We start from the raw sequence: 23437 nt of genomic DNA on the forward strand, positions 1-23437 counted from the left end.
CGATGGCCCCTGCCGAGCTGCAGGATGCGCTGCTGACCATGGATGTGGTCGACCAGCTGCGCTACCGCAATGCCGAAATGAAGGCGCTGGCCGACAGCGGCCATGACAGGGCGACGCTGAAGCAGCGCCTGCTTGAGCTGTACCGCTCGCAGGGCATCGAGGTCTCCGACGAGATCCTCGAGGCCGGCATCCAGGCCCAGCGTGAGCAGCGCTACCTCTATGCCGCGCCGCGTGGCTGGAAGGCCTGGCTGGCGCGGCGCTGGATCGATCGGGCCCGGCTGTTGAAGTGGACGCTGCTGGCGGCCTTCCTGCTGCTGGTGCTCGGCATGCTGCTGGTGATGGCGCGCAGCTTCGGTGCGTTCGTGCATGAGAGCAACGTGCAGAAGAACGTGCAGGTGCTGAACGACAAGGTGGCCGCGCAGCAACAGGAGGCTGCCGCAGCGCGCGCCCTTCTGGCCGGGCAGGAACAGGCCCTGCAGGGGCTGCTGCCACGTGCCACGGCCAGCGGCGAGCGCCTGCAGCCACTGACCGAAGGCGCACAGGCCGCGCTGGCCGAAGCACAGCGGCGCTTTGCCGGCGTGCCCGCCGCCATGGCGAACCTGCCCACCCTGATCCACAAGGACAAGCTCACGCGTATCAGCAGCGGCGGCAGCGCCACCGGCGAACAGGCAGCCGCCCAGGTGGAACAGCACCGGCTGGCCGCCGCGCAGCTGCTGGCGCAGGCCAGGGAAACCCTGCCCACACTGACCGAGCGGGTGACCACCCTCGGCCAGGCCATCGATGCCAGCGAACTGCTGGACACCACCAATGCGGCCGCAAAAGCAGCACGCCTCACTCCGGACGCGGAGAAGGTACGGGCACGCGCCTACACCGGCGGCGACGTCGCACTTCGCGCCGGGGACATGGCCGCAGCCGGCCAGGCGGTGACCACCCTGAAGGACCTGATCGGCAGTGCCGACAAACTGGCCGCGCTCAACGAACGGTTGGCCCAGCTCAAGGCCGACGGCCTGGCCACGGGCGTTGCTGGCGAGGACCGCAAACGGCTGGAACGTGCGCTGGACCAGGCCGCCCAGCTGATCCGCGTCGAGACACTGGCCGAGGCCGGACCGGCGATGGACGAGGTCGCCCAGCTGGTGGCGTTGCTGTCGCAGACCCTGGTCTACCGCATCGTCAACCGCGACGATGAGCGCACCGGCGTCTGGCGCTACAACGAAAAGGCCAACGGTGGCCGCAATTACTACCTGGTGACCGAAGCACTGGACGAGGCCGGCAAGGCCACCGAACTGCTGATCCGCAATGAGGAAACCGGCAAGGACGAATGGGCCTCGCTGTTCGCCGTGCGCGTGCCGGAGGCAACCTACAACCGGGTTGCCGCGGACAAGCAGGACAACGGCATCATCGAGGACGACCAGATCGGCAGCAAGCCGCGCGGCAGCCTGTCGCCGCGTTTCCGCATGCCCACCACCGGCGGCTACATCACCGAATGGTGATGGGTAAGGAACTGACATGAGAGATCTGAACGACGCGATTGCCGATGTCGAAACCGATATCGGCCAGGTGCAGGCACAACTGGCCACGCGTGGCGACCAGTGCCGGGAACTGATCAAGGAACAGGAAGCGCTGCACGGCCGGGTCCGCGAGGACTTCAATGCACTGGCCCGCCTGCAGGCCGAGGCGGCCACTGATTCGCCGCCGGTGGTGGCCAGGGACCTGCTGCAACAGTCCAGCGCCGACCTGCAGCGCCGCGATCGCAAAGCGGCGGTGCTGGCCGACGAGCTGCAGGCGCTGCTGGACATCGAACAGTCACTGCAGCAGCGCTCGCAGGAGGCCGTTGCCACACGCGACGCCGCCGGCGGCCAGTGGCAGGCCCTGCAGAAGCAGGTGGACACCACGCTGGAAGCGGAACCCACCTACAGGGTGCTGCAGGACGACCTGCAGCTGGCCGAGGCGCGCGCCGACACAGTGGAGCGCATGGCCGCCTCTGCGCAGTCGGAGCATGACGCCAAGGCCGGCGCCTATCAGGCCGACCCGATCTTCATGTACCTGCACCGTCGCAGCTTCGGCAGCGCGGCCTATCGCGGCTGGCCGCTGGTGCGCACCGTCGATGGCTGGCTGGCCGAGCTGTGCGGCTTCGACCGTGCCCGCCGCGAGTACGCCACGCTGGTCGAGCTTCCGCCCTATCTGCAGGAACATGCCGGACGGGCCCGTGCCGACGTCGAGGCGGCCCGCCAGCCGGTGCAGCAGGCCCGCGACGCCGCACTCGCCCATGCCGGCGGCGACCCGCTGCGCCAGCAGTTGCAGACGGCACAGAGCGCAGTGGCGCAGGCGCTGTTGGCCGAGCAGCTGCATCGGCAGACCGTGGATGCCAAGCAGGCACAGATCGATGGTTTCCGCAGCTGGACCGATGCCGAAGGCGGCGCCCTGCTCACCGCGCTGGCGCGCACGCTGTCGGCCAAGAGCATGGACGACCTGTACCGGCGCGTCGCCGCCACCGCCTCCGGCGAGGACGATGCCGTGCTCGAACGCATCCATCGCAGTCGCCTGCGCCTGGGCGAGATCGATGGCATGGTGGGCGAGCACACCCGCGAAATGGCCGTACTGAAGAAGCGCCTGGACAGCCTGCAGGCTGCGCGCAGGAGCTACCAGGCCGCTGCGGATATCGAGCGCCAGGCGTACGAGGCACCGCGCTACCGGGCCGCCGCCCCGGCCACCGTCGCCGCATCCTTCTTCAGCACCACCAGCAGCCGAAGCACCACCCGCTCCTCTGGCAGCCTGTTCGACCTGCTTGCGGGTGGATCCAGCAGTTCAAGCTCTCGTTCCAGCTCCGGCTCCGGCTCCGGCTCCAGCTCGAGCTCGAGTTCAAGCTCCAGTTCCAGCGGCAGCAGCTTCCACAGCGGCGGCGGCATCAGCGGTGGTGGTGGCTTCAAGACCGGCGGCGGGTTCTAGCCCTGCACCTGCCGGGTGCGCCGCTTCAGCCGCGTGTCCAGCAGTCCAACGCCCAGCAGCACCAGGCTGGTCAGCCATCCGGCGGCCAGCAGGTGCATCCATGGCAACGCCAGGCCCAGCACCAGCAGCGCGGCGGCGCCCAGCAGATGCGAGCGCGGCGCGTGCCCATAGACCACGCGCTTGTAAAGGGCGCTGCCCAGCAGATAGATCAGCGGTCCCGCCACCATCACGGTGGCGTACACCGTGGTGACGGCCGCCCCCGGGTGGTCCATGACCAGATCGTTGCCCACTGCCGTGGCGATGATGCCGGCGATCAGCAGTGCATGCACGTAATGGAAGTTGGCGCCCATCCGTCCGGGGTCTTCGGCGTGGGTGATGGCCTCGGTGGCATCACGGCTGGAGATGCCGAAGTACAGCCACCACATGGCAATCGTGCCAGCGAAAGTGGCAAGCACCGCGTATACCACCTGCAGGCTCCAGTGCTCGACTTCGCTCAGCACGCCACCCGTGGCCAGCAACGTCTCGCCCAGCGCGACGATGACGAACAGCTGGCAACGTTCGGCCAGGTGACCGCCCTCGATGGTCCAGTCGCGGGTGTGCGAACGCCCCATGCCCGGGAACGCGAAGCCGAACATCGGCGAGATGTACTCGCAGGCCACTGCCACCGCCCACAGTGCCAGCCGCAGGTTGCCCTCGGCCGCTGCGCCGGCCAGCCAGAAGCAGGCCGCGACGCTGACCCAGGCCAGCATGCGGCGGAAATTCGGCGCCAACGGATGGTTGCGGCCGACCTCCAGCAGCACGAACGCGGTTCGCCCCACCTGCATCGTGGCGTAGGCCCCGGCGAACATCCATGCGCGGTCGGCGAATGCCTCGGGAATGGACGAGGACATCAACAACGCCAGTAGCATGGTCGCGAACAACAGGCCACGGATGCGCGGCGCCTGAGGGTCGAACCAGTTGCTGACCCAGCAGGCGTACTGCCAGCCGAGCCAGACCGCGAACCACAGCACCAGCGTCTGCAGCACGCCGGCCAGGTCCAGGTGGTGCAGCAGATGGTGGCTGAGCTGGGTGACCGCGAACACGTAGACCAGGTCGAAGAACAGTTCTTCGTAGGTCACGCGGGCATGATGGCCATCGCGGTGGCGCAGCGCGGGTAGGCGCGGTCGGGTACTCATGGAACTCCTTCAGCGCGCCAGGCGCCAGTACAGGAAACCGGCCAGCAGCGCCGGCACGGCGAATACCAGCAGCAGGATCGGCAGCTCCTCGCGCACTGCATAACCGGCCTTGCAGACCCCCACCCACATGTTGGCCACGGCCACCAGCAGCCAGGTGGCGATGAATGCGATCAGCGCCGTGGGCAGCTGCGAGGTGCCCACGCTCCAGAGATGGCCGAACAGCAGGAACACCCCCAGCAGCAGCACGCCTGCGGTGATCACCAGAATCACATGCATCCGTCGATCTCCTTGAATCCCCAGGCAGGCTAGCCCGGGCCGATTCTGCGCTCCAGCCGATGATCGTGGTTTCACTTTCCAGCCGCCACGAACAATCGGCGTCGCCGGCTCCGCATAGCAAACGCGAACAGTTCCCATTAGTATTGCGTCATCGCGCAGGGATGCCCGCCCTGCGCCCGCCCTTCGTCCTTGCTGCCGGTCCGGATGTCCCAGCTGCCTTCACCCCACCCGCCTGCGCTGCCGCTGGTGTCTTCGCTGGTGCGCCACTACGAGGAACTGGTGGATTACCTGCGTCGCCGCTTCCGCTCGCCCGGGCTGGCCCGCGAAGTGGTCCACGACGTCTGCGTACGCCTGCTGGAGCGACCGCCGGTGCATGACGCACGGCAACCGATCGCGCTGCTGCGCCGGATCGCCCACGACGCGGCGGTGGACCGCTGCCGCGCAGAAGACCTGCGCCGGCACTGGGTCGAGCCGCGCGCCGAACTGCCCGAGGGCGCCTGCCCGCGCCCCGGGCCCGAGCAACAGGCGCAGGGCATGCACGCGCTTGAGCACTTGAGCGTCACCATCGAGCGGATGCCCTGCCGGCGCCAGCAGGTTTTCATCCTGCACAAGATCCACGAGCTGCCACAGGCGGAGGTCGCGCAGCGCATGGGCATCGGCCTGAAGGCGGTGGAGCGCCACCTGCGCCTGGCGATGGCCGACTGCCGCCTGCACGCGGGGCTGCAATGAGCCGCACGCCCGCCCCTTCCGAACCGCCACCGCCATCCACCTCCACCTCCACCTGCACCGAGCAGATGCTGGAGCAGCACCGCGATGCCTTGAAGCAACGCTTCCCGCTGCCCAGCCCTGAAGCACTGCAGCGTCGGCGCAGCGTTGGCCCCGCCAAGGCCGCGCTGGCGCTGCTGCTGGTGGCCGGCGGTACCCTGCTGGCGGCCGACCCGGCCTGGCAGGTACGCGATTACCAGACCGCCGTCGGCGAACGCCGCAACGTCACCCTGCCCGACGGCAGCCAGGTGCTGCTCGATGCCGGTACCCACCTGCAGGTGCGCCGCCATCTGCGCTCGCGGCAGGTGCTGCTGGTGCGCGGCCAGGCGCGCTTCGAGGTGCAGCACTCGGCCTGGCGCCGCTTCCAGGTCGATGCCGGTCCGGTGCATGTTCGCAACTACGGCACCGTGTTCGACGTGGACCGCCAGGGTGATCTGAGCGAGGTGACCCTGTGGCGCGGCGAGGTGGGCGTGCACATCGACGGCAGCGAGGCCGAGCAACGGCTGAAGCCGGGCCAGCGCCTGCTGGCCCAGGCAGGATCGCTGTCGCCCCCCGAAGCGGTCAGCCCGGACCGGGCCGACTGGACCCACGGGCGGCTGCAGTTCGATCGGCTGCCGCTGTCGGAGGTGCTGCGCATCCTGCAGCGCTACCACGACCGCCCGATCGTGCTGGATGACCCGGCGCTGGGCCCGCTGCTGGTCTCGGGCGTGTTCGATGCCGATCGCGCCGAGACCGCCGTGGCACTGCTGCCGGACATCCTGCCGGTGCAGCTGCAGACCGCCGCCGACGGCAGCCTGCACCTGCGCGCCCGCGATTGATCGCCGTTGCGAGGGTGGGTTGCGCGCCCTCCCATCCGGCAGGTGTCTGAACCCCTCCGAAGGACCTCTACATGACCCGCCCCGTTCCGCCTGCCGCACTGCGCCGGTTGGCCCCCACCCTGCTTGCCGCCTGCCTGTGTGCGGCACTGCCCGCCGCCGCTCAGACATCGGCACCGGCCGCCGTGGAATTCCACCTGCCCGCAGGCTCCCTGCAGGCCTCGCTCAACGCGCTGGCCCGGCAGAGTGGCATCCAGCTGCTGTTCGCCGCGGAAAGCGTAGGCGGGCGCAATGCACCGGCACTGGACGGCCGCTACACCCCGCGCGAGGCGCTGCAGCGCCTCCTGGCCGGCCAGGGCCTGGCACTGCAGGAACGATCGCCGGGCGTCTTCGTGCTGAGCGCGGCGGCCACTGCACCGGCACCGGCCAAGGCGCCCCCGCCTGCGCGCCCCGCGCCGCAGGCCGCGGCTACCTCACTGGCCCGCGTCACTGTATCGGCGTCCACCGCACGCATGCCGCAGGGCGAGACCGCCATGCCCAACACCATCACCGTGCTGACCCGCGAGGACATCGCCCAGCAGCTGGCGCTGGGCTCGGATGTCTCGCGCGTACTCTCGTCACAGATCCCGGCGTTTGCGCCTGCCCGCGAGAAGATGTCCAACTACGGCGAAACCATGCGCGGCCGCGGCATCCTGTACATGGTCGACGGCGTGCCGCAGTCCACGCCGCTGCGCGATGGCTCGCGTGACTCGCACACCATCGATGCGGCGATGATCGAACGCATCGAAGTCATCCACGGTGCCAACGCCCTGCAGGGCATCGGCGGTACCGGCGGCATCGTCAACATCATCACCCGCAGTGCGCCCAGCGAACCGGGAGCGTTCCTGTTCGACAGCAACCTCAGCTACAGTGCCGCCCTGCCTCGCCGCCATGACGACAACGGCCAACGCGCGTCGTCACTGGTGGGCATGCGTGGCGAGCAGTTCGACCTGGTGGCTGGCCTGGCCTACGAGCGCCAGGGACTGTTCCATGACGGCGAGGGGCGCTCGATCGGCACCAACTCGCAGGGCGAACTGATGGATTCGACCTCGTCGAACGTGTTCGCCAAGCTCGGCTGGAACATTGCCGAGGGCCACCGCCTGCAGCTTATGGCCAATCGCTACGAGCTACGCGGGCTGGACAACTACCTGGCGGTGAACGGTGACTACCGCACCGGTCGCCCGACACTTTCGGTGCCCGGCGATACCCCTCTGGACCCGCCGATGAACCGCTCGCGCTCGCTGACCATGGACTACAGCGCCGCCGATCTGTTGGGTGGCCGCTTCCAGGCCCAGGCCTTCGCGGTGGACTTCGAAGGCCGTTACGGCGCCAGCCAGTGGGACCCGTGGGGCAACACCGGCGCCAATGCCGCCTGGGACCAGACCCAGAACGAATCGGACAAGCGTGGCTTCAAGCTCACCCAGAGCTGGAGCCGCATCGCCGGCACCACGCTGGACGTGACCCTGGGCCTGGACGGCCTGCGTGACCGCACCCACCAGGTCCTGCTGGCCAGCGGCATGAACTGGGTGCCATTGACCACCTACCAGAGCCTGTCGCCGCTGCTGCAGCTGCACTGGTGGCCGACCGACCACCTGATGCTGTCCGGCGGCCTGCGCTACGAAAAGGGCGAACTGGAAGTAGGCGACTACACCACCCTGCCCCGCTATGGCGCGCGCAAGGTGGCCGGCGGCAAGCCGACCATGAGCGAGACCCTGCCCAACTTCGGCGCGGTCTGGTACATCAACGATCTCCTCAATGCCTATGCTTCGTACTCGGAGGGTTACACCGTGGCCGATGTCGGCCGTGTGCTGCGCGCGATCAACCGGGACGGCCAGCGCGTGGAAAGCCTGGTGGACCTGTCACCGGTGGTGTCGGACAACCGCGAGATCGGCCTGGAGTACGACGATGGACGCTTCAGCGGCGATATCGCGTACTACACCTCTGAATCGAAGCTCGGCTCGGTGCTGGTCTACGACGCAGGCATCGATGCCTACAACGTGCAGCGCCAGGCCACCCGCGTGGAGGGTTTCGAGAGCAACCTGCGCCTGCGGCTGGGGGGGAGCCGCCTTGGCCTGGGCTATGCGCGCGCCAACGGCCGCTACGACGCCAACGTCGATGGCCAGCTGGACAGCGACCTGGCCGGCGTCAACATCGCACCGAACCGACTGACCGCGTTCTGGGAACAGAACTGGACGCCGCAGCTGAGCACCCGCCTGCAGGCCAGCCATGCCTTCGACCGCGACTTCGACCTGCAGGGGGCACGCGTGGCCGAGTTCAAGGGCTACACCACCGTAGACCTGGTCGCGCGCTATGCGCTGGACAAACACGCCTTCACGCTGGGCGTGCAGAACCTCGCCAACAAGCAGTACATCAGCTACTACTCGCAGACCACGCCGTCGAACCCGAGCTACTTCTCCGGGCGCGGCCGGGTGCTGACGCTGGGGTGGCAGTACCGGTACTGAACCTGCACGGGGCCCGGGGCGATGTTGCCCCGGGCCCAGGCCACACGCCCCGGATCAGGCGGCGTAGCGCCGCTCACCCTGCAGCCAGGTTTCCATCACCTTCAGGTCGATGATCCTCGCCGGATCGATCGTGAGCGGATCGCGGTCGAGGATGACCATGTCAGCGTATTTGCCGTGCTCCAGGCTGCCGACGATGTCGTCCACCCGGCACTGCCATGCCGCATCGATGGTCACTGCGCGCAGCGCCTGCTCGACACTGATGCACTCTTCCGGGTTCAACACTTCGCCGCCATCACGCATGCGCCGGTTCACCGCGTTGTCGATGTAGCGCAACGGTTCGATGGTGGTGACGTTGAAATCGGAGTGCAGCGAAATGCGCAGACCGCCCGCCAGCGCCGACCGGCAGGGATCGTAGAGATCAGCGCGCTGCGGGCCGAGGATGTTGTCCCGGAAGGCTTTCCCCCAGTAGTACACGTGCCCGATCAGGAACGAAGGCGAAACCTTCAGATAGCCCAGGCGGACGATCTGCTCAGGATGCAGCACGCTGCAGTGCTCGATGCGATGGCGATGATCGGCGCGCGGGGTCTTTGCAAGCACCGCCTGATAGACGTTCAGCGTGGTGTCGATTGCCGCATCACCATTCGCATGGATTCCCACCTGCCAACCGAGGTCGTGCGCGCGCTGCACCCCGGCTATCAACTCGGCTTCGGTGTAGTTCAATGCGCCTCGCTTGTCCGAACCCAGATAATTCTCGCGCTGATAGCCCGTCTGCGCCTGGTTGGAGCCATCGGACCAGAACTTGATACCGGTCAGGCGGAATCGATCATTGCCATCGCCGGGCCTGAGGCCGCGCTTGATCCAGTCGTCCATCAGATCGGAGGTGAGGAATCCCGAGTAGCGGATGGGAGGATTCTTCGCCATCACTCCATTGAGCACGTCCAGGTCCGTCGTGCCGCCGGTGCCAATACCTGCGTCATGCAGGCTGGTGCAGCCCGCCTTGGTCGCGTCCGCGAACAACTGCTGGATCAGCTCGGCATAGCGTTCCGGGCTGGGCATCGGCATTGCCGCCATGAACGGTTTCATCGCAGGAGATTCCTGCATGCGCCCCGTGAGCTTCCCGTCCGCTCGATCGTAGCGCCCCTGGTCGGGATCGGGCGTTGCATCGGTGACACCGGCTGCAGCGAATCCTTTCGTATTGCTGTAGGCGATGTGCCCATTGGACTCCAGCACGAACACCGGATTATGGGCCGCCACATCGTCCAGCGCCTGCATCGTGATGGCCTTGCCGGGCATCAGCGAGGGGTCGATACCCTGCGCGACCACCCATTCGCCGGGCTTGCTCGCACTCGCTGCAGCACCGATCTTCGACAGCGCCTCGGCCAGCGTGCCGGTACTGAACGGTGTCACGTCCACCCAGTCGGACAGCATCGCCATCGCCGAGTGCATATGCGGGTCGATGAAGCCTGGCAGCAGCGCCCTGCCGCGCAGGTCGACCACATCGGTCTGGCGCCCCCGATGCAGCATGACTTCCTCGTGGCTGCCCGTGGCCAGGATCCGCCCCTGGCGAACCGCGACCGCCTGCACCTTGCCCTTGGGCCCGAGCGTATGGATCGGACCGCCATGGAAAATCCGATCCGCCGGCCCTGCCAGGTTCGGCGCAGGCGTAGCGGAGAACGCCGCCAGCGGTACGGCCGCCCCGGCCAGCACCGCCGCCCCCAACCCGACCATCCCGCCCAGAAACTCGCGACGTGCCTGCAGGAATGCTGCGGCCCCTGGATTGCACACAATGCACATGCGCCTGCTCCTTCCTTGTGGTCGCTGCAGGCTACCCCGTGCAATGCGAACACGTTGCGAACTGCATCGCCCTTTCACGGCAGTTGTCGCGCCAGTATTCCGGCACCCGCAACCCGGGCTCATGGCAGGCATGAGGAATGATCGAAACGGCATCGGAAAGCACCGTGCTAGCCTCGACCCACCTTCCCGATACCCCTTTCACATGCGCCCGCACATGCTCGCCCTCATGCTCGCCGCAGTACTTCCGATCACCCACGCCAGCGCTGCCGAAGCACCCCTGCCGCAGCTACGGGCCTACACCGTGGACGCCTCGTGGCTGCAGCCGATGGCGCCGCTGCAGATCGCCGACCACACGTGGCAGATCGGCACGCAGGACCTGACCGCGCTACTGGTGCAGACCGCCGACGGCGCGGTGCTGCTCGACGGCGGCATGCCGCAGATGGCCAGCCACCTGCTGGACAACATGAAGGCGCGCGGCGTGACGCCTCAGGATCTGCGGCTGATCCTGCTCAGCCACGCGCATGCCGACCATGCAGGCCCGGTGGCGGAACTGAAGCGCCGTACCGGTGCGAAGGTGGCGGCCAACGCCGAATCAGCGGTGCTGCTGGCGCGCGGCGGCAGCAACGACCTGCACTTTGGCGACGGCATCACCTTTCCACCGGCCAGCACCGACCGCATCATCATGGATGGCGAGGTGGTGACAGTGGGCGGCATCGCGTTCACCGCGCACTTCATGCCGGGGCACACCCCCGGCAGCACCGCCTGGACCTGGGCCGATACCCGCGATGGCAAGCCGGTGCGCATCGCCTATGCCGACAGCCTGAGTGCACCGGGTTACAAGCTGCAGGAGAACGCCCGCTATCCACGCCTGGTCGAGGACTACCGACGCAGCTTCACCACGGTGCGCGGCCTTCCCTGCGACCTGTTGCTGACCCCGCACCCGGGCGCCAGCAATTGGGACTACGCCGCGGGTGCCAAGGCCGGTGCCAAGGCACTGACCTGCAAGGCCTACGCGGATGCGGCCGAACAGAAGTTCGACGCACAGCTGGCCAAGGAAATCGCCGGGGCCCGCTGATTCTGTAGCGTCGAGCCATGCTCGACGCTACAGAGAGCAAGCCGAGCGTAGGCTCGGCTCTACATTGGGCGCACCGAAGGGTGCCGGTCAGGACGACCGGCACCCACGGCCTGTCAGCCGCCCTGGCCGTGCTGGGCGAACGGCTCGGTGCTGCCATCGGTGCGCACCAGCTCAACGGTATACGGCTGCACGTAGCCATCCGGCATTTCCATGCCCGGCGAGCCGGCCGGCATGCCGGGCAGCACCAGCCCGCGCGCGGCCGGGCTTTCGGCCAGCAGGCGCTTGATGTCTTCGGCCGGGATATGGCCTTCGACCACATAGCCGCCGATCTCGGCGGTATGGCAGGACGCCTTGCCGACCGGCACGCCCAGACGAACCTTGACCGGGTTCATGTCATCGGTATCGCGCACATCCACCTGGAAGCCTTCGGCCTTCAGGTGGTCGACCCAGATGCCGCAGCAGCCACAGCTGGCGGTCTTGTGCACGATGGCGATCGGCAGCGCCGGGTCCGCCTGCGACGGGCTGGCCTTGATCGGTGCCGCCGGGGCTTCGCTGGCGACCGGCGCAGCAGGCGATTCTTCAGCAGCACGCGCGCAGGCGGTGGTGGCCAGCACGGTGCCCAGCAGCAGGCCGAGGGAGAGAGAACGGTTCATGGTGTTGATTCCTTTGCAGATGCGGGCAATGCGGCCCGCTGCCCGCGCATCGAAGGCGCAGACAAGGTCGTAAGTAAGACGAGCAACTACGGCAGGCGCTTGAGGCCTGCAGGGAATCAACCGATGGGCGGCCGCAACGGGTCCGGCATTGGCGGCGATGCGCGTTGCTGGGCGCTGGCTGGCAAAGGCGCCTCACGCCAGGGCGACGCCGGCATTCCGCTCAGAGAGGCCAGCATGCCGAGACAGGCCGGGGGGCATTCGCACTCACCACTCTGGCAGACCGTTGATGCCGCCTCGTCGCAGCATCCGGGCATGGCAGCGGATTGCGGTGCGGCGCAGTGATCCGCATCGGCGGCCATGGTGTACGGCGATGAGGCAAGCGCCAGCGCCGGTGCGTTCAGCACCAGGGCAACAAGCAACATCCATCGCAGCAGCAGGCCAGGCAGGTTCACCCGTTGATGATAGCCGATGCGCGTGTCACGCAATCGCCGCCGCCATTGCACTCATCCGCACCGGGATCGACTTGGCCGCGGGCGTGCCGCTGATCCGGTCGTAGTAGCCCAGCGGCAACAACGGGTTCAGTTCGGGGTAGTAGCCGGCCAGCGCGCCGCGCGGCATCGGGTAGTCCAGTACGGTCAGGCCCTCGATGCGCCGCTGCACGCCATCGCCACTGATCGTCTCCAGGCTGACCAGCGCTTCCTTCTCCAGCCCGCGCGCCAGCCGGTCCTCGATGTTCATGAACAGCACCATACGATCGTTGTACACGCCGCGATAGCGGTCGTTGTAGCTGTAGATGGTGGTGTTGTACTGATCGTGCGAGCGCACCGTGGCCAGCCGCAGCATGTCCGGGTCGTGCACCGGATCGTCCACGTCCAGACCGGACATCACCAGGATGTTGGCCTTGCCGTTCGGCGTAGGCCACACGCGGCGACGCGGTGGAATGTCCAGATGGAAGCCGTGCGGCTGCTGGATGCGCTCGTTGAAGCCGGTGTAGATCTCCGGGTACACGGCAGCGATCAGTTCGCGGATGGGTGTGTAGTCATGCATGCACCCGGCCCAGTCGACCCTGCTGTGCGGCAGCGTGGCCATCGCCATGCGGCAGACGATTTCGACCTCGGGCAATACCTCCGCACTGACCGGTTCCAGCACACCGCGCGAGGCGGTGACGTTCGACATCGCGTCTTCGATGGTGACGAACTGCTCGCCGGCCGGCGTAATGATGCGCTCCGAGCGCGCCACCACCGGCAGGATCAGCGCATCGCGGCCGTGCACCAGATGGCCGCGGTTGAGCTTGGTGGCGATGCCGACCGTCAGCTCCAGGCCGCGCATCGCCTCGTACGCGCGCGGCGTGTCGGGCACCGCATGGATGAAGTTGCCGCCGAGGCCGATGAACACCTTGGCACTGCCATCCAGCATCGCTTCGATCGACTCGACCACGTGATGGCCGTGCTCGCGCGGCGGATCGAAGCCGAACACCTGCTGCACGCGGTCCAGGTAGGCCGGTTTGGGCTTCTCGTCGATGCCGACGGTGCGGTCGCCCTGCACATTGGAATGCCCACGGATCGGACCGATGCCAGCGCCGGGCTTGCCGAAGTTGCCGCGCAGCATCAGCAGGTTGGCCACCTGCTGCAGCAGGCGCGAGCCGTACTGGTGCTGGGTCAGGCCCATGCCGTAGCAGATCACGGTGGCCTTGGAACGGATGTAGATCTCCGCGCACCGGCGGATCTGCGCCTGCGAAATGCCGGACACCTGCACGATCTGGTCCCAGTCCTGCGCCAGCACGTCCTCGCGCAGCGCCTCCAGGCCCACGGTGTGTTCGGCCAGGAAGTCGTGGTCGAGCACGCGCTCGCCCTGCGCTTCGCGCTCGAACATCACCTTCATCATGCCCTTGATCAGGGCCAGGTCGCCGCCGATGCGGATGTGCACGAACTCACTGGTGATCTCGGTCGAACCGAACGTGGCCATCTGCACCACGTCCTGCGGTTCGGCGAAACGGATCAGCGCGCGCTCGGGCATCGGATTGACCGCCACGATCGGGATGCCGCGTTTGCGCGCCTCGACCAGGTTGCTCATCATCCGCGGCGAATTGGTGCCGGTGTTCTGGCCGATCACGAAGATCGCCTCGGCATGCTCGAAATCCTGCAGCACGATGGTGCCCTTGCCCACCCCGATGGCCGGCGGCAGGCCGCGACTGGTCGGCTCGTGGCACATGTTCGAGCAGTCCGGGAAATTGTTGGTGCCGAACTCGCGCACGAAGATCGAATACAGGAACGCGGCTTCGTTGGGCGTGCGCCCGGAGGTGTAGAACTCGGCCTGGTGCGGGCTGTCCAGCGCCTGCAGGTGGCGGCCGATCAGCGCGAAGGCCTCGTCCCAGCTGCACGGCACGTAATGGTCGGTCGCCGCGTCGTAGCGCATCGGCTCGGTCAGCCGGCCCTGCATCTCCAGCCAGTAATCGGTCTGCGCCATCAGTTCGGTGACGGTGTGCTGGGCGAACAGCTCACGACCGGCGCGGAACTGGGTGGCTTCCCAGGCCAGCGCCTTGGCGCCGTTCTCACAGAACTCCAGCTTCTTTCGTTCGTCAGCATCAGGGAACGCGCAGCTCGGGCACTTGAAGCCGCCGGGCTGGTTCATCGCCAGCAACGCCTTCGACCCCTTGCCGATCACGCTCTGCTGCAGCAGCACCTTGGCGGTCGCGCCGGCGGCACCCCAGCCACCGGCGGGCTGGTTGTAGGGCTTGTAACGCGGCGGCTTCTGCTCGGACATGTTCGGGAACCTGGCGGGAGGAACGCAGCAACGAACGGCACAATGCGGTCCGGCGGTACATTCAGTAGCACGACCAGCCGCTCAGTCAAGCACGGCCCACGGCGCTTCGCCAGAGGGGACAGGCTGTTTTCAGCACACCCTGCCATGGCAACGGTTACAGCCGCGTCTGCGAGCGACCACTGCGCTATTCTCGAAACCGCAGGCGGTGGCCCGCCCGCGTTTCTCCCTTGTCCGGACGCGTTGCATGCCTGATTCGATCCCGCCGCATACCCCGCCTGCCGGCACCGCGCAACGCCCGTTGCAGCGCTGGCGCAACGAGGGGCACCAGCAGCAGGTCGACGTGGTGGCCGAAGAGGTGCCGGTGGCGCTGCGCTACAACGGCGCTGCCTTCGCGGTGATGATGGCCACCCCGTGTGACCTGGAAGATTTCGCACTCGGGTTTTCGCTCAGCGAAGGGCTGATCGACACCCCGGCACAGCTGCTGTCGATCGACGTCCGCCCGCAGCTGGAAGGCATCGAACTACAGATGACCGTGGCCGACGAGGCGCCCGGCGCCGACCTGGACCCGGCCAATGGGCGCCTGCTGCCCGGTCGTGGTGGCTGTGGCCTGTGTGGTACGCGCCAGCTGGAAGAAGTGCTGCGCCCGCTGCCGCAGATCCGCGAGCGCCGCAGTTACCCGCCCGCCGCCCTGCAGCGGGCGTTGGCCACCTTGGCGCAGCACCAGCCGATGAATGCGGTGAGCGGTTCGACCCATGCCGCGGCCTGGGCCGATGCCAGCGGCCGGATCGGCTGGGTGCGCGAGGACGTCGGTCGCCACAATGCGCTGGACAAGCTGATCGGCGCACTGCATCACAACGAGCACGCCATCGACGGCGGCCTGCTGGTGATCTCCAGCCGCGCCAGCTACGAAATGGTCAGCAAGGCGGTGCGCGCCGGCGCCAGCGTGCTGGCTGCGGTGTCGGCGCCGACCGCGCTGGCGATCGACCTGGCCCGCAGCGCCGGCCTGTGCCTGGTCGGGTTCGCGCGGGAGAGCGGGTTCAATGTGTATACCCATCCCGAACGGCTTCGGCCGGACGACAGCCACGACAGCTGAGAACGGCCGGGAGCAAGGCGCCCCCGGCCTGATACACCTCAGCGCAGGGCCACCTTCGGGAAGTCCACCGGAACGTCGAACGCGACGTTGACGTAGTTGGTGAACAGGTTGAGCGCCACATGCGCGAGGATCTCCACGATCTGCTCATCATCGAAGCCCGCCGCACGCAGCGCCTGCACGTCGCCGTCGGCGATCTGCGCACGCTCCTCGACCACCTTCAGCGCAAAGTCGAGCGCCGCCGACGTGGCCGGATCGCTGGACTGGCCGATCTGCGCGGCGGCCATCTGCTCGCTGCTGGCGCCGGCCTTGCGGCCCAATGCCGTGTGCGCCGCGAGGCAGTACTCGCAGGCATTGCGGTTGGCGATGGCGACCGCAATCTGCTCGCCCAGCAGCGGCGACAGGCGACCGCCGCCCAGCGCGCCGAACGAACCCCACATGCTCTGCAGGGCGGCCGGCGAGTTGGCCACGGCGCGGAACATGGCCGGGGTGGCGCCGAACGCGGCGTGGACCTGGCCCAGCAGGGCCTGGCGGTCGGCGGTGGTGTTGGCGGCATCGATCAGGGGGACACGGGACATGGTGGATCTCCTGTTCAGGGGTGAGATATATCAGGGGGGGCTGCGAGATATCTAGCCGGAAGACCCCGGAAGAAAGCTGGCAATGGCGGATCGAGATGGAAAGCCATTGCGCCTGGTGCAATCAGGGTGCTGTGCGGAACAGACTCATCTGATTGAGGTTACGATCCCGGAAGTTCGCCCTGGCGAGCAGCTTGCGGATCCCTTGCTCAGACATTCTGTATCGCTTCGCCAAGCCCGGAACTGTAGCCCCATTGCGGTGGGCGTCCAGTATCTCACGCTCGCGTGGGCTGAGCTTGAATGAGGCGTCCTGGGGAAAGTAGATGGTCTGGCCGCCCCAGTCTTCGGCCAAGGTGTCCGCCACCGCCGCGCCGATCTGCTCTGCGAAGTCGTCGCCGAGGCCGAGCGCACGCGCAGCCGTAGCCGCCGCCGAAGCGGCATTGGCCAAGAGCTCGTTGCGGCGGGCCTCCATCGACTTCATGCCGAAGGGGCCTCCCGCCGGGCGCGGCGATTGGCATCGATCTGAAGAGCGGCAATCACTTTGGACAACTGATCCGGGTTGCACCATTCCAGGCGTCCTACCTTGAACATGTGGCGGGCCACCGAATGGGCATATTCCCACTCGCGCCCCGAATCAGCCAGCAGGGCTTCGATCTTGGACAGCTGAGGGGATAGGTCGCCCTTGGGGCGGCCTGCCCAACGTTTGGCTGCGTACGCCGCCTTGGCGGGAATTCCACCCAGGCGACGCAGCTCGTTGGCGATCGCATCGAGTTGCCGGCGATCGCATTTGCCGGCGCTTCGCTGGGCGACCCCGTGCTCCTTGGAGACGCGCTCAACTAGGTCACGGTAGACGTCCTCGGAGAGGCCGAGCTTCTTGGCGCCGGCGTGGATCGCGGCCAGCACCCGGTTACGGCCGTCGCCGGCCTTGCGAACGCGCGTCATGCCTTGCTCCTTGCGCCCTGAGCGGCCCGGAGGGCGGTCTGCCATGCTGGCGCTTCCTGACCGGCATGATCCAAGAGCCGCAGCAGCCCTTCGCGCGCACCAGGCACGACACGGCCACCGTCCTTCAGGACGGCGGCTACCTGGGACTTCTTCGTCAGCGGATCACGGCGCATCAACGGCCCCTTCCTCGCGGCCAGCTTCGGTCAGTTCCTGCTCGATCAGCAGCAGCGAACGCCTACGGCATTCGTTGAACCCGTCGCGCCATGCCTGACCTGGTGTCAGGTCATCAAGCGGGCCACCAATCTGCTCGCTCAACCACATCGGCGGCACACAGTGATGCCGCTCCAAGGCCTTGGTCGGCATAACGACCGGCTGAATCAGCCATGCGTCTTCATCCTCCTTGGTGAAGGCCTCGGCGTCGGTTCGACGCGCGAAGTGCAGCGCTGTGTCCCTGTCGGTAGTCCACTCGGGCCCGAAGTCGCCCCACTTCCGCCAGCGGCTGCCTTGCCCGTCGGCGACCACCCAGCCTTGGGCCGGCGTGGCTCCCAGGATGGCGTCTTGCAGATCCATTGCCTGCTGGTTGTAGCCACTACGGCGCCCGCCTGAGTTGTAAGCGTCTTCGATGAGGTCCAGCGCCCGCTCGTACGGCACAACCATCCGTGCCGGCTGGCATACGGCAAGGGCGGCATCCACTGCGGCCCTCACTGCAGAACGGGAGGGGCCATTGGCTACGGCTCGCGGTGCTGCCTTGTAGGCCCGCCATGCCGCGTCGTACACGGTCTCATCCATGAGACACCTCCACTTCCTCGACCTGCATGAGGCAGGAATCGAGATCGGGCCGGTCGTCCCAATCGACCAAGCGGATGCCGTGGGGCGACGGCCAGCCCTCCAGCTGATCGAACTCACGCTGCATACCCTCGGTCGAGTAGCTGGAGTTCACGTCCAGCACCCACCCCATGAACTCGGCACCCGCCATCTTGATGACGGCCAGTACCGCGTCGCCGTCGGCTTCTCCAAGGCGCTCATCGGCACCGGTCCAGAACTTGTTGATTTCCGTCGCCAGCTTCGGCGTCAGGATGCTGTGGTCGATCTCAAGCTGTACCTGGCCTTCGCCCCAGTCACGTTCAATCTTGTAGCGCTTGATGGTCATGCCGGGCCTCACGGGTTCGTTGAAAGGTGGAAGGCCTGTTCCAGCAGCACGAACAGGTAGCGAATCTCACCGCTCTGGAGGGCGAAGCGGGCATCGAACTCGGCGCGATGGCTATCGGCGTCGGCTTGCTCCAACTGCGAGAGCGCACCGTCCAGGAACTTCAGCTTTCGCACCACCAGGTCATCGCCCAGCTCGAAGGACAGCGCGTCCTCCAGCACCAGGGCCAACTTGGTGACCTGCTTGCCGGCATCCAGGTGCTTGTCGATCTCGTCGCTGCGCAGTTCCTGGTCGCTGCAGCGCACCTTGGCGCCACCCTCGACCGGATCGCGCAGCTCGGCGGACTCTCCAAGGGATAGCCCGTCCGGCAGCGGCTCGCCAGCGATCCAGCCGGTCAGGATCGAGCGCGGCGCGACCTGGGCATTCAGCGGGATTGCCGGGAAGCTGCCCAGCAGGCCACGGATATCGGACACGAAGGCCTCGCCCACCTTGCGGCTGGAGGTATCCACGGCCACATAGCCGTGGGTGAGGTCCAGGATCGCGTCGTGGCGAGTGTTCTTGACGAAGGCCTTGGGCAGCAGCTCGTGCAGGATGTCGTCCTTCATGCGCTTGCGCTCGCGGCCACCGGGTCGGCGCCCCTGTTCCTGCTCCATGACCTGAAGACGGCTCTCCAGCGCACGGTTGACCACCGCTCCGGGCAGAATCTTGTCCTCGCCACCCACCGTCAGCCAGAGGAAGTTGCCCTGCCGGCACGACAGGTGCTCCTGCTCCTCGCGACCGAAGGGGGAAATGAAGCCGCGCGAGTTCATTTCCAGCGGACCGACCGGCTTCAGAACGCCATACGGCAGCACGGATTCGACTTCGGAGAAGTCGGTGCTGGTCGGAAAGCGGAACAGCACCAGGTTACGCATGAACATGGCGGTTCTCCTTTGAGTCGGAGTTGCGGTTGCTGGCGCGCAGTGCGCCCCAGCGCAGTCGACGCGGATGCTGGGAACACCACGCAAGCCAAGCCCCAAGCGCGTCACCCTTTGCCCGCTGCGTCTGCGCCTCTGGCACACCCGGTACAAGCAGCATCCCCTGCATCACTCCCTTCCCGTGCCTGGCTACGACGCTGATTACCTTGTGCAGCTGTGCATCACTCCCTTCGGCGATAAAAATCGCACCGTCGGGCACGTTGTTGCCGAACCCGATCTGACCATTGGCCCAGCAGTACGCGATCACGATTGCACCTCCTTCGCCGCGCCATTCTTGATGAGATCGATGAGGCCGGGCGGGCAAGTACCCTCCCAGACCAGCATCGGCGGATGGAGCAGAAGCGCGAGAATGGCGTCCAGCGCAGCCTGTGCTTGGGCTTCGCACTTCTCGGCCATGCCATGCCCAACCTGGCGCGCAATGGCCACCGCGACGTTCTGCTTTGTCTGCGGGTCGCGCAGGCCACAGATGAAGTCGAGCCCGTCCATACGCCGGATCGCGTCAGCGGTGGTCGACGCCATCGCACCCACCGCCTGCTGGGCGCAGGGGCCGCACATCGGCGATTCCGCCGAGCCGGTGGGCATGTCACAGTTGGCGCACGAGAGGCGCGGGCCGGAGGTGGCCACCTCAACGTCGGTACGGTCTTCGAAGTGCAGCAGCGCCGGCTGGGAGATGTGACGCTTCAGGCGCCAGGGCAATGCGTCTCCGCGCGCCTCGATGTACCGCACTGCCTGACGGACAGCATAGCGAGCAGCGGTCGCGTCTTCGCCTTGGACGTTGCCGCAGGTGGCGTCGAAAAAGCGCAACCCGTCCAGCTCGACGGCCAGAGCGTGGATCTCGACGTCGGCCCGCGCTGCTCGGTCAGCGATCTCCACCGCCAGAGCCAAGGTGCTGGCATTGAGTGCACCGCGAACGCCGTCGAAGCGGAAGGTGCAGGTATCTCGGATCTTCGGCATGTCAGACTCCTGCCACATCGAGGGAAATCGGCTGGTACTGACCCCGTGCATCGCGCTCGTAGAAGCGCACGTAGGTCTTGCTGCCCACCACCGTCACCGCATCACTGATCGCGGTCATTGCCCGCTGCCAGCGGGCGTCATCGAACTGCAGCCGGCGCAGTGACAGCACCTCTGCCGTCTTGATGCTGCCGTCCTGGCCCACCTTGAAGGCGCTGTTGACCAGGGTGCGCAGCTCGGCGCGTGAGCCTTCGGTCCAGTCGTTGAGGCACTCATCGATCAGTGCCTTGGCGGCCTGCAGGCGCTCATCGAACTGGATGGTGTCCTGGCAGGCGCGCAGGATCTTGAAGCGGCCATCGTAGGAATACAGGCTGACGTTGCCCTTGTCGCCGCCGATCTTGGCGCCGTACTGCTCGCCGCTGAGCTGCACGAACGCGCCGATATCGGCGAACGTGTCCGCTTTGAAGGTGCGCAGGGCTTCGCGCAGCTCCAGGGCGCGCTGGATCTTCTCCTGCACCAGCTGGTCACGCGCCAGATCGATCGGCTTGATCTGTGCCTCGGGCACCAGCCGACCGTTACGGTCCTCGCGGTAGCCTTCAGGAATGGATGGGGTCATTGGGCGCCTCCTTGGGCGGCGGGGGTGACAAACGGTTGAGTGGGCCGAAGGACATCGGGGACGCCTTCGACATGGATAGGGCTGGTGGCGGTGAACCAGTCGGCGCGCCAACGGCGGGCGGCATCCAGCGAGATCCCGAGCAGGCCGGAAATGCGCTGTGGTGTGAGCTGGCGCGGGTTCTGCGTACGCGCCCACAGCGCAAAGCGCATCGCGCGCAGGTGGTCGTAGCGCTGGCGGCCGGTACGTGCCATCACTCCACCCCGCCGAAGATGCGATCGAAGTGGTTATGCAGCGAATCGACCAGGCGACCACCGAGGTAAGGCGGCAGCTCGCCTTCCAGATCCTCTTGGGACTGACACACGGTGCCGATGGAGGGCGTCAGCGGGCCTTTGTCGAAGGCGGGACCTTCGTAACCGCCAGCAGCAGATCGGGCCTTCTGCGCCCCAGTCATACCCGGCCGGGTACCACGCACACGCTGCGCCTGCGCGGCCGCCAACGCCGCCTGGTCGATCTTCCAGTCGGGGTTGAGGCGGTAGTTGCGGGCCGGCCCTTCGCCGACGCGCAGGATCATTCCGCATCGCACCGCCTTGGCGACCGCGTTGGACACATAGCCGCGGTAGTGGAAGCCATGCTCCATCACCCGGTCGATCAGATCCGCAGAACGGACCACGCTGGCGCCCAGTGACAGGGCGATAGCGTGCTGCATTGCGACGCTGGGGATGGCGCTCATGGCTGAACAACCTGCGGTTGGGTGATGCCGGCTTCCGTACGCGTCAGCACGATGACCGGTGCAGGGCTGGGCGTGGTGCGAGCGACCACGCAAACCACCGCGCGGTGCTTGCCGTCGACCTTGCTGCGGGCCTGGGCGTCTTCGATCGCCTTGGCCGAGTCGGTGAAGGTGTCGCCACCCACCCACTCAGCAGGGACCACCAGGAACTGGCCGCGCTCAGCCATGAGCCACCTCCTGCAGCATCGGACGACGCTGGGTCCACTCCAGCTGCACGCCCTGGTACTCGGCGGCCATCACGCGGTCCTGCCCGCCGCTGCCGTTGGGCTGGCGGCGCTTGAGGTGGCCACCCACCATCGTGGGAGGGCGGTCCAGAATCAGCACCGCGCGACGGCCATTGCTGTGCAGGCCCAAGATCTCGATGCCGCTGTTCTCAAGCTCGCGGGCAGTGTTCGCGGCGGCATACAGCACATCGGAGTTACGTTCATGGTTCATGGTTGGATTCCTCGTCGGTAGCGGGCTTGTCCAGCCCGAGTTGTCCGTACAGATCCGGGAGCGCAACGCGCTTCATCGCGCTGACCTGCTCCAGGGAGGTCATGGCGCGCCCGACCAGGAAGGTGCAGGCGCGGTCCAGTTCGGCCGCACTGGCGGCAAGGTGGTAACCGTGAGCCGGGTGGGCGCAGATCGGGTGCCCCTCGCGCCGCAGCTGCTCGATGATCTGGCGCAGGCGGCGCTCGTCGGCGGTGCTGGTACGTGAGGTGATCTGCTGCACCAGGTCGCGGGCGGTGATGCCGTTGACAGCGCCGCGACGGCCCTGCAGCTGCAAAAGCACCGTCTGTGGGGACAGCTCTTGCGGTAGCAGGGCCAGTTGCATATCAGATGGCCCCCCGATCAATGCCGGCGGCGATCGCCAGGTCCAGGATCTCGTCCAGTTCCAGCAGCCAGCGCTTGTTGGTGCTCTGCGAGATCACCAGCACGCCGGTGTGGATCCACACTTCGATCAGGTACTCACGCCTGGAGTCAGGGTCCTGTACCTGGATAGCCCCCACTCGCGACGCTGTGGGGAACATGTGGCAGTCCTGCACCAGCATCCCGATGGACTTCTTTCGCTGGGGATGCCGGGCGCTGTGGCGCTTGCGGTTGTGCACCTGGCCAAGGCAACGCTGGAGGGTCGGAACGGCCATCATTCCTCCTCGTCGTCATCGCCGTCGCGCAGCTGGTCGACCAGCGCTCGCAGCTGCTGCAGGTTGAGGTTGTCCAGCAGCGAGGCCATGCTCTGGCCGTCGCGCCACTCGATGCCGGCACGGCGGAACAGATCGCGGTGCATCACCGTTACCTGCCGGTCGGGCAGTTCGGCATCGCGCATCAAGTAGAAAGCGAAGCTGCGCAGGTACTGCGACCCAGAGGTGTTGAAATCAGCCATGAGCCACCCCTTCACGCCGCAGTACATCGGCCGGAACATGCGCGGTGATGCGCTCCCAGTTGGCGCGCGGCACGATCACTACCTGCAGGATGTCCACGTTGATCGGCTCAGGCTTGTCCTGCATTTCGAAGGGAATCAGGATGGCTTGGGTGGCGAACGGCCACACGTCGCCCTGCGGCGCCCTCACCATTGCTTCTACCGCCGGCCAGCCTTCAGTTCGAATGGCCAT

Annotated in this window: 30 protein-coding genes; 7 read left to right on the forward strand and 23 right to left on the reverse strand. The window is 67.0% G+C overall.

Features of this window, described 5'->3' with window-relative positions; genetic code table 11:
• The first annotated feature begins 2 nt into the window (after positions 1-2).
• Entirely contained in the window at positions 3-1490 is a 1488-nt protein-coding gene (locus ACZK1G_RS12135; protein ID WP_101765550.1) for a DUF6384 family protein, read from the forward strand.
• A gap of 16 nt (positions 1491-1506) precedes the next feature.
• Positions 1507-2946, forward strand: coding sequence for a coiled-coil domain-containing protein (locus ACZK1G_RS12140; protein WP_101765551.1), 1440 nt, complete (start codon positions 1507-1509; stop codon positions 2944-2946).
• Here the strand turns inward: ACZK1G_RS12140 and ACZK1G_RS12145 are convergent.
• Entirely contained in the window at positions 2943-4121 is a 1179-nt protein-coding gene (locus tag ACZK1G_RS12145; RefSeq protein WP_101765552.1) for a low temperature requirement protein A, read from the reverse strand. The genes ACZK1G_RS12140 and ACZK1G_RS12145 overlap by 4 nt on opposite strands.
• Positions 4122-4130: 9 nt before the next feature.
• Positions 4131-4397 (reverse strand): hypothetical protein, encoded by a 267-nt coding sequence (locus ACZK1G_RS12150; RefSeq protein WP_101765553.1) that lies wholly within the window; start codon positions 4395-4397, stop codon positions 4131-4133.
• Between the two features lie 204 nt (positions 4398-4601).
• On the opposite strand from ACZK1G_RS12150, the gene ACZK1G_RS12155 reads away from it, so the two are divergent.
• From ACZK1G_RS12155 to ACZK1G_RS12165, 3 genes are all read left to right on the forward strand, one after another.
• Positions 4602-5126, forward strand: coding sequence for an RNA polymerase sigma factor (locus ACZK1G_RS12155; RefSeq protein ID WP_014037341.1), 525 nt, complete (start codon positions 4602-4604; stop codon positions 5124-5126).
• Positions 5123-5980: a FecR family protein gene (locus tag ACZK1G_RS12160; protein ID WP_478447498.1), complete on the forward strand. Its 858-nt coding sequence runs from the start codon at positions 5123-5125 to the stop codon at positions 5978-5980. The genes ACZK1G_RS12155 and ACZK1G_RS12160 overlap by 4 nt, the downstream gene beginning before the upstream one ends.
• Before the next feature lie 71 nt (positions 5981-6051).
• Complete coding sequence (locus ACZK1G_RS12165) at positions 6052-8478, forward strand: TonB-dependent receptor (RefSeq protein ID WP_197621907.1); 2427 nt, start codon at positions 6052-6054, stop codon at positions 8476-8478.
• 54 nt (positions 8479-8532) lie between these two features.
• On the opposite strand, the gene ACZK1G_RS12170 is transcribed toward ACZK1G_RS12165, so the two are convergent.
• Positions 8533-10197: an amidohydrolase gene (locus tag ACZK1G_RS12170; protein WP_201016757.1), complete on the reverse strand. Its 1665-nt coding sequence runs from the start codon at positions 10195-10197 to the stop codon at positions 8533-8535.
• A 277-nt stretch (positions 10198-10474) separates the two neighbouring features.
• Between ACZK1G_RS12170 and blaL1 the strand changes: the two genes are divergently transcribed.
• Positions 10475-11347: a L1 family subclass B3 metallo-beta-lactamase gene (gene blaL1, locus ACZK1G_RS12175; protein ID WP_101765556.1), complete on the forward strand. Its 873-nt coding sequence runs from the start codon at positions 10475-10477 to the stop codon at positions 11345-11347.
• 113 nt (positions 11348-11460) lie between these two features.
• Here the strand turns inward: blaL1 and ACZK1G_RS12180 are convergent, their stop codons facing one another.
• The 3 genes from ACZK1G_RS12180 to ACZK1G_RS12190 form a co-directional block, all read right to left on the reverse strand.
• A complete protein-coding gene (locus ACZK1G_RS12180) occupies positions 11461-12000 on the reverse strand; it encodes a DUF411 domain-containing protein (protein WP_101765557.1) in 540 nt (179 codons plus the stop codon).
• A 116-nt stretch (positions 12001-12116) separates the two neighbouring features.
• Entirely contained in the window at positions 12117-12452 is a 336-nt protein-coding gene (locus ACZK1G_RS12185) for a hypothetical protein (RefSeq protein ID WP_080347520.1), read from the reverse strand.
• A 25-nt stretch (positions 12453-12477) separates the two neighbouring features.
• Complete coding sequence (locus ACZK1G_RS12190; RefSeq protein WP_101765558.1) at positions 12478-14763, reverse strand: FdhF/YdeP family oxidoreductase; 2286 nt, start codon at positions 14761-14763, stop codon at positions 12478-12480.
• Between the two features lie 244 nt (positions 14764-15007).
• Between ACZK1G_RS12190 and fdhD the strand changes: the two genes are divergently transcribed.
• A complete protein-coding gene (gene fdhD / locus ACZK1G_RS12195) occupies positions 15008-15856 on the forward strand; it encodes a formate dehydrogenase accessory sulfurtransferase FdhD (protein WP_049444984.1) in 849 nt (282 codons plus the stop codon).
• Between the two features lie 38 nt (positions 15857-15894).
• Here fdhD and ACZK1G_RS12200 read toward each other — a convergent pair whose 3' ends face one another.
• From ACZK1G_RS12200 to ACZK1G_RS12280, 17 genes are all read right to left on the reverse strand, one after another.
• A complete protein-coding gene (locus ACZK1G_RS12200; protein WP_049444982.1) occupies positions 15895-16431 on the reverse strand; it encodes a carboxymuconolactone decarboxylase family protein in 537 nt (178 codons plus the stop codon).
• A 121-nt stretch (positions 16432-16552) separates the two neighbouring features.
• Positions 16553-16909, reverse strand: a complete 357-nt coding sequence (locus ACZK1G_RS12205; protein ID WP_152907779.1) for a Mor transcription activator family protein — start codon at positions 16907-16909, stop codon at positions 16553-16555.
• A complete protein-coding gene (locus ACZK1G_RS12210; protein WP_478447501.1) occupies positions 16906-17370 on the reverse strand; it encodes a phage protein GemA/Gp16 family protein in 465 nt (154 codons plus the stop codon). Before ACZK1G_RS12210 ends, ACZK1G_RS12205 begins: the two co-directional genes overlap by 4 nt.
• Positions 17371-17532: 162 nt before the next feature.
• Complete coding sequence (locus tag ACZK1G_RS12215) at positions 17533-18159, reverse strand: hypothetical protein (RefSeq protein ID WP_478447502.1); 627 nt, start codon at positions 18157-18159, stop codon at positions 17533-17535.
• Positions 18152-18520, reverse strand: coding sequence for a DUF2528 family protein (locus ACZK1G_RS12220; RefSeq protein WP_049403075.1), 369 nt, complete (start codon positions 18518-18520; stop codon positions 18152-18154). The genes ACZK1G_RS12215 and ACZK1G_RS12220 overlap by 8 nt, the downstream gene beginning before the upstream one ends.
• 8 nt (positions 18521-18528) lie before the next feature.
• Positions 18529-19434 carry a recombination-associated protein RdgC gene (locus ACZK1G_RS12225; RefSeq protein WP_049440562.1) on the reverse strand — a complete coding sequence of 302 codons (906 nt, stop codon included), beginning with the start codon at positions 19432-19434 and terminating at the stop codon, positions 18529-18531.
• Positions 19421-19738 (reverse strand): hypothetical protein, encoded by a 318-nt coding sequence (locus ACZK1G_RS12230; protein WP_478447503.1) that lies wholly within the window; start codon positions 19736-19738, stop codon positions 19421-19423. The genes ACZK1G_RS12225 and ACZK1G_RS12230 overlap by 14 nt, the downstream gene beginning before the upstream one ends.
• Complete coding sequence (locus tag ACZK1G_RS12235; protein ID WP_478447504.1) at positions 19735-20445, reverse strand: hypothetical protein; 711 nt, start codon at positions 20443-20445, stop codon at positions 19735-19737. Before ACZK1G_RS12235 ends, ACZK1G_RS12230 begins: the two co-directional genes overlap by 4 nt.
• Before the next feature lies 1 nt (position 20446).
• The gene (locus ACZK1G_RS12240) at positions 20447-21058 is read right to left on the reverse strand and encodes a DUF3164 family protein (RefSeq protein WP_049403072.1); all 612 of its coding nucleotides are present in this window, start codon (positions 21056-21058) and stop codon (positions 20447-20449) included.
• Entirely contained in the window at positions 21055-21309 is a 255-nt protein-coding gene (locus ACZK1G_RS12245) for a hypothetical protein (RefSeq protein ID WP_049397737.1), read from the reverse strand. The genes ACZK1G_RS12240 and ACZK1G_RS12245 overlap by 4 nt, the downstream gene beginning before the upstream one ends.
• Positions 21309-21788 (reverse strand): hypothetical protein, encoded by a 480-nt coding sequence (locus ACZK1G_RS12250; RefSeq protein WP_478447505.1) that lies wholly within the window; start codon positions 21786-21788, stop codon positions 21309-21311. Before ACZK1G_RS12250 ends, ACZK1G_RS12245 begins: the two co-directional genes overlap by 1 nt.
• The gene (locus ACZK1G_RS12255) at positions 21785-22012 is read right to left on the reverse strand and encodes a hypothetical protein (RefSeq protein WP_049397735.1); all 228 of its coding nucleotides are present in this window, start codon (positions 22010-22012) and stop codon (positions 21785-21787) included. Before ACZK1G_RS12255 ends, ACZK1G_RS12250 begins: the two co-directional genes overlap by 4 nt.
• Positions 22005-22280 carry a hypothetical protein gene (locus ACZK1G_RS12260; RefSeq protein WP_197597359.1) on the reverse strand — a complete coding sequence of 92 codons (276 nt, stop codon included), beginning with the start codon at positions 22278-22280 and terminating at the stop codon, positions 22005-22007. The genes ACZK1G_RS12255 and ACZK1G_RS12260 overlap by 8 nt, the downstream gene beginning before the upstream one ends.
• Entirely contained in the window at positions 22270-22659 is a 390-nt protein-coding gene (locus tag ACZK1G_RS12265; RefSeq protein ID WP_024957596.1) for a hypothetical protein, read from the reverse strand. The genes ACZK1G_RS12260 and ACZK1G_RS12265 overlap by 11 nt, the downstream gene beginning before the upstream one ends.
• A gap of 1 nt (position 22660) precedes the next feature.
• The gene (locus ACZK1G_RS12270; protein ID WP_478447508.1) at positions 22661-22969 is read right to left on the reverse strand and encodes a hypothetical protein; all 309 of its coding nucleotides are present in this window, start codon (positions 22967-22969) and stop codon (positions 22661-22663) included.
• A complete protein-coding gene (locus tag ACZK1G_RS12275) occupies positions 22969-23208 on the reverse strand; it encodes a hypothetical protein (protein ID WP_024957598.1) in 240 nt (79 codons plus the stop codon). Before ACZK1G_RS12275 ends, ACZK1G_RS12270 begins: the two co-directional genes overlap by 1 nt.
• Positions 23201-23437, reverse strand: coding sequence for a hypothetical protein (locus ACZK1G_RS12280; RefSeq protein WP_478447510.1), 237 nt, complete (start codon positions 23435-23437; stop codon positions 23201-23203). Before ACZK1G_RS12280 ends, ACZK1G_RS12275 begins: the two co-directional genes overlap by 8 nt.

The sequence above is a fragment of the Stenotrophomonas sp. 109824_Sma genome, assembly GCF_056480025.1.

Excerpts from the sequence above, each read along its gene's own strand:
- fdhD (WP_049444984.1), top strand. The coding sequence starts at position 15,008 with ATGCCTGATTCGATCCCGCCGCATACCCCGCCTGCCGGCACCGCGCAA.
- ACZK1G_RS12265 (WP_024957596.1), bottom strand. The coding sequence starts at position 22,659 with ATGCAACTGGCCCTGCTACCGCAAGAGCTGTCCCCACAGACGGTGCTT.
- ACZK1G_RS12200 (WP_049444982.1), bottom strand. The coding sequence starts at position 16,431 with ATGTCCCGTGTCCCCCTGATCGATGCCGCCAACACCACCGCCGACCGC.
- ACZK1G_RS12220 (WP_049403075.1), bottom strand. The coding sequence starts at position 18,520 with ATGACCATCAAGCGCTACAAGATTGAACGTGACTGGGGCGAAGGCCAG.
- ACZK1G_RS12190 (WP_101765558.1), bottom strand. The coding sequence starts at position 14,763 with ATGTCCGAGCAGAAGCCGCCGCGTTACAAGCCCTACAACCAGCCCGCC.
- ACZK1G_RS12260 (WP_197597359.1), bottom strand. The coding sequence starts at position 22,280 with ATGAACCATGAACGTAACTCCGATGTGCTGTATGCCGCCGCGAACACT.
- ACZK1G_RS12145 (WP_101765552.1), bottom strand. The coding sequence starts at position 4,121 with ATGAGTACCCGACCGCGCCTACCCGCGCTGCGCCACCGCGATGGCCAT.
- ACZK1G_RS12255 (WP_049397735.1), bottom strand. The coding sequence starts at position 22,012 with ATGGCTGAGCGCGGCCAGTTCCTGGTGGTCCCTGCTGAGTGGGTGGGT.
- ACZK1G_RS12155 (WP_014037341.1), top strand. The coding sequence starts at position 4,602 with ATGTCCCAGCTGCCTTCACCCCACCCGCCTGCGCTGCCGCTGGTGTCT.
- ACZK1G_RS12210 (WP_478447501.1), bottom strand. The coding sequence starts at position 17,370 with ATGACGCGCGTTCGCAAGGCCGGCGACGGCCGTAACCGGGTGCTGGCC.
- ACZK1G_RS12275 (WP_024957598.1), bottom strand. The coding sequence starts at position 23,208 with ATGGCTGATTTCAACACCTCTGGGTCGCAGTACCTGCGCAGCTTCGCT.
- ACZK1G_RS12235 (WP_478447504.1), bottom strand. The coding sequence starts at position 20,445 with ATGCCGAAGATCCGAGATACCTGCACCTTCCGCTTCGACGGCGTTCGC.
- ACZK1G_RS12280 (WP_478447510.1), bottom strand. The coding sequence starts at position 23,437 with ATGGCCATTCGAACTGAAGGCTGGCCGGCGGTAGAAGCAATGGTGAGG.
- ACZK1G_RS12160 (WP_478447498.1), top strand. The coding sequence starts at position 5,123 with ATGAGCCGCACGCCCGCCCCTTCCGAACCGCCACCGCCATCCACCTCC.
- ACZK1G_RS12245 (WP_049397737.1), bottom strand. The coding sequence starts at position 21,309 with ATGGCACGTACCGGCCGCCAGCGCTACGACCACCTGCGCGCGATGCGC.
- ACZK1G_RS12140 (WP_101765551.1), top strand. The coding sequence starts at position 1,507 with ATGAGAGATCTGAACGACGCGATTGCCGATGTCGAAACCGATATCGGC.
- ACZK1G_RS12205 (WP_152907779.1), bottom strand. The coding sequence starts at position 16,909 with ATGAAGTCGATGGAGGCCCGCCGCAACGAGCTCTTGGCCAATGCCGCT.
- ACZK1G_RS12215 (WP_478447502.1), bottom strand. The coding sequence starts at position 18,159 with ATGGATGAGACCGTGTACGACGCGGCATGGCGGGCCTACAAGGCAGCA.
- ACZK1G_RS12240 (WP_049403072.1), bottom strand. The coding sequence starts at position 21,058 with ATGACCCCATCCATTCCTGAAGGCTACCGCGAGGACCGTAACGGTCGG.
- blaL1 (WP_101765556.1), top strand. The coding sequence starts at position 10,475 with ATGCGCCCGCACATGCTCGCCCTCATGCTCGCCGCAGTACTTCCGATC.
- ACZK1G_RS12250 (WP_478447505.1), bottom strand. The coding sequence starts at position 21,788 with ATGAGCGCCATCCCCAGCGTCGCAATGCAGCACGCTATCGCCCTGTCA.
- ACZK1G_RS12135 (WP_101765550.1), top strand. The coding sequence starts at position 3 with ATGGCCCCTGCCGAGCTGCAGGATGCGCTGCTGACCATGGATGTGGTC.
- ACZK1G_RS12165 (WP_197621907.1), top strand. The coding sequence starts at position 6,052 with ATGACCCGCCCCGTTCCGCCTGCCGCACTGCGCCGGTTGGCCCCCACC.
- ACZK1G_RS12180 (WP_101765557.1), bottom strand. The coding sequence starts at position 12,000 with ATGAACCGTTCTCTCTCCCTCGGCCTGCTGCTGGGCACCGTGCTGGCC.
- ACZK1G_RS12225 (WP_049440562.1), bottom strand. The coding sequence starts at position 19,434 with ATGTTCATGCGTAACCTGGTGCTGTTCCGCTTTCCGACCAGCACCGAC.
- ACZK1G_RS12150 (WP_101765553.1), bottom strand. The coding sequence starts at position 4,397 with ATGCATGTGATTCTGGTGATCACCGCAGGCGTGCTGCTGCTGGGGGTG.
- ACZK1G_RS12270 (WP_478447508.1), bottom strand. The coding sequence starts at position 22,969 with ATGGCCGTTCCGACCCTCCAGCGTTGCCTTGGCCAGGTGCACAACCGC.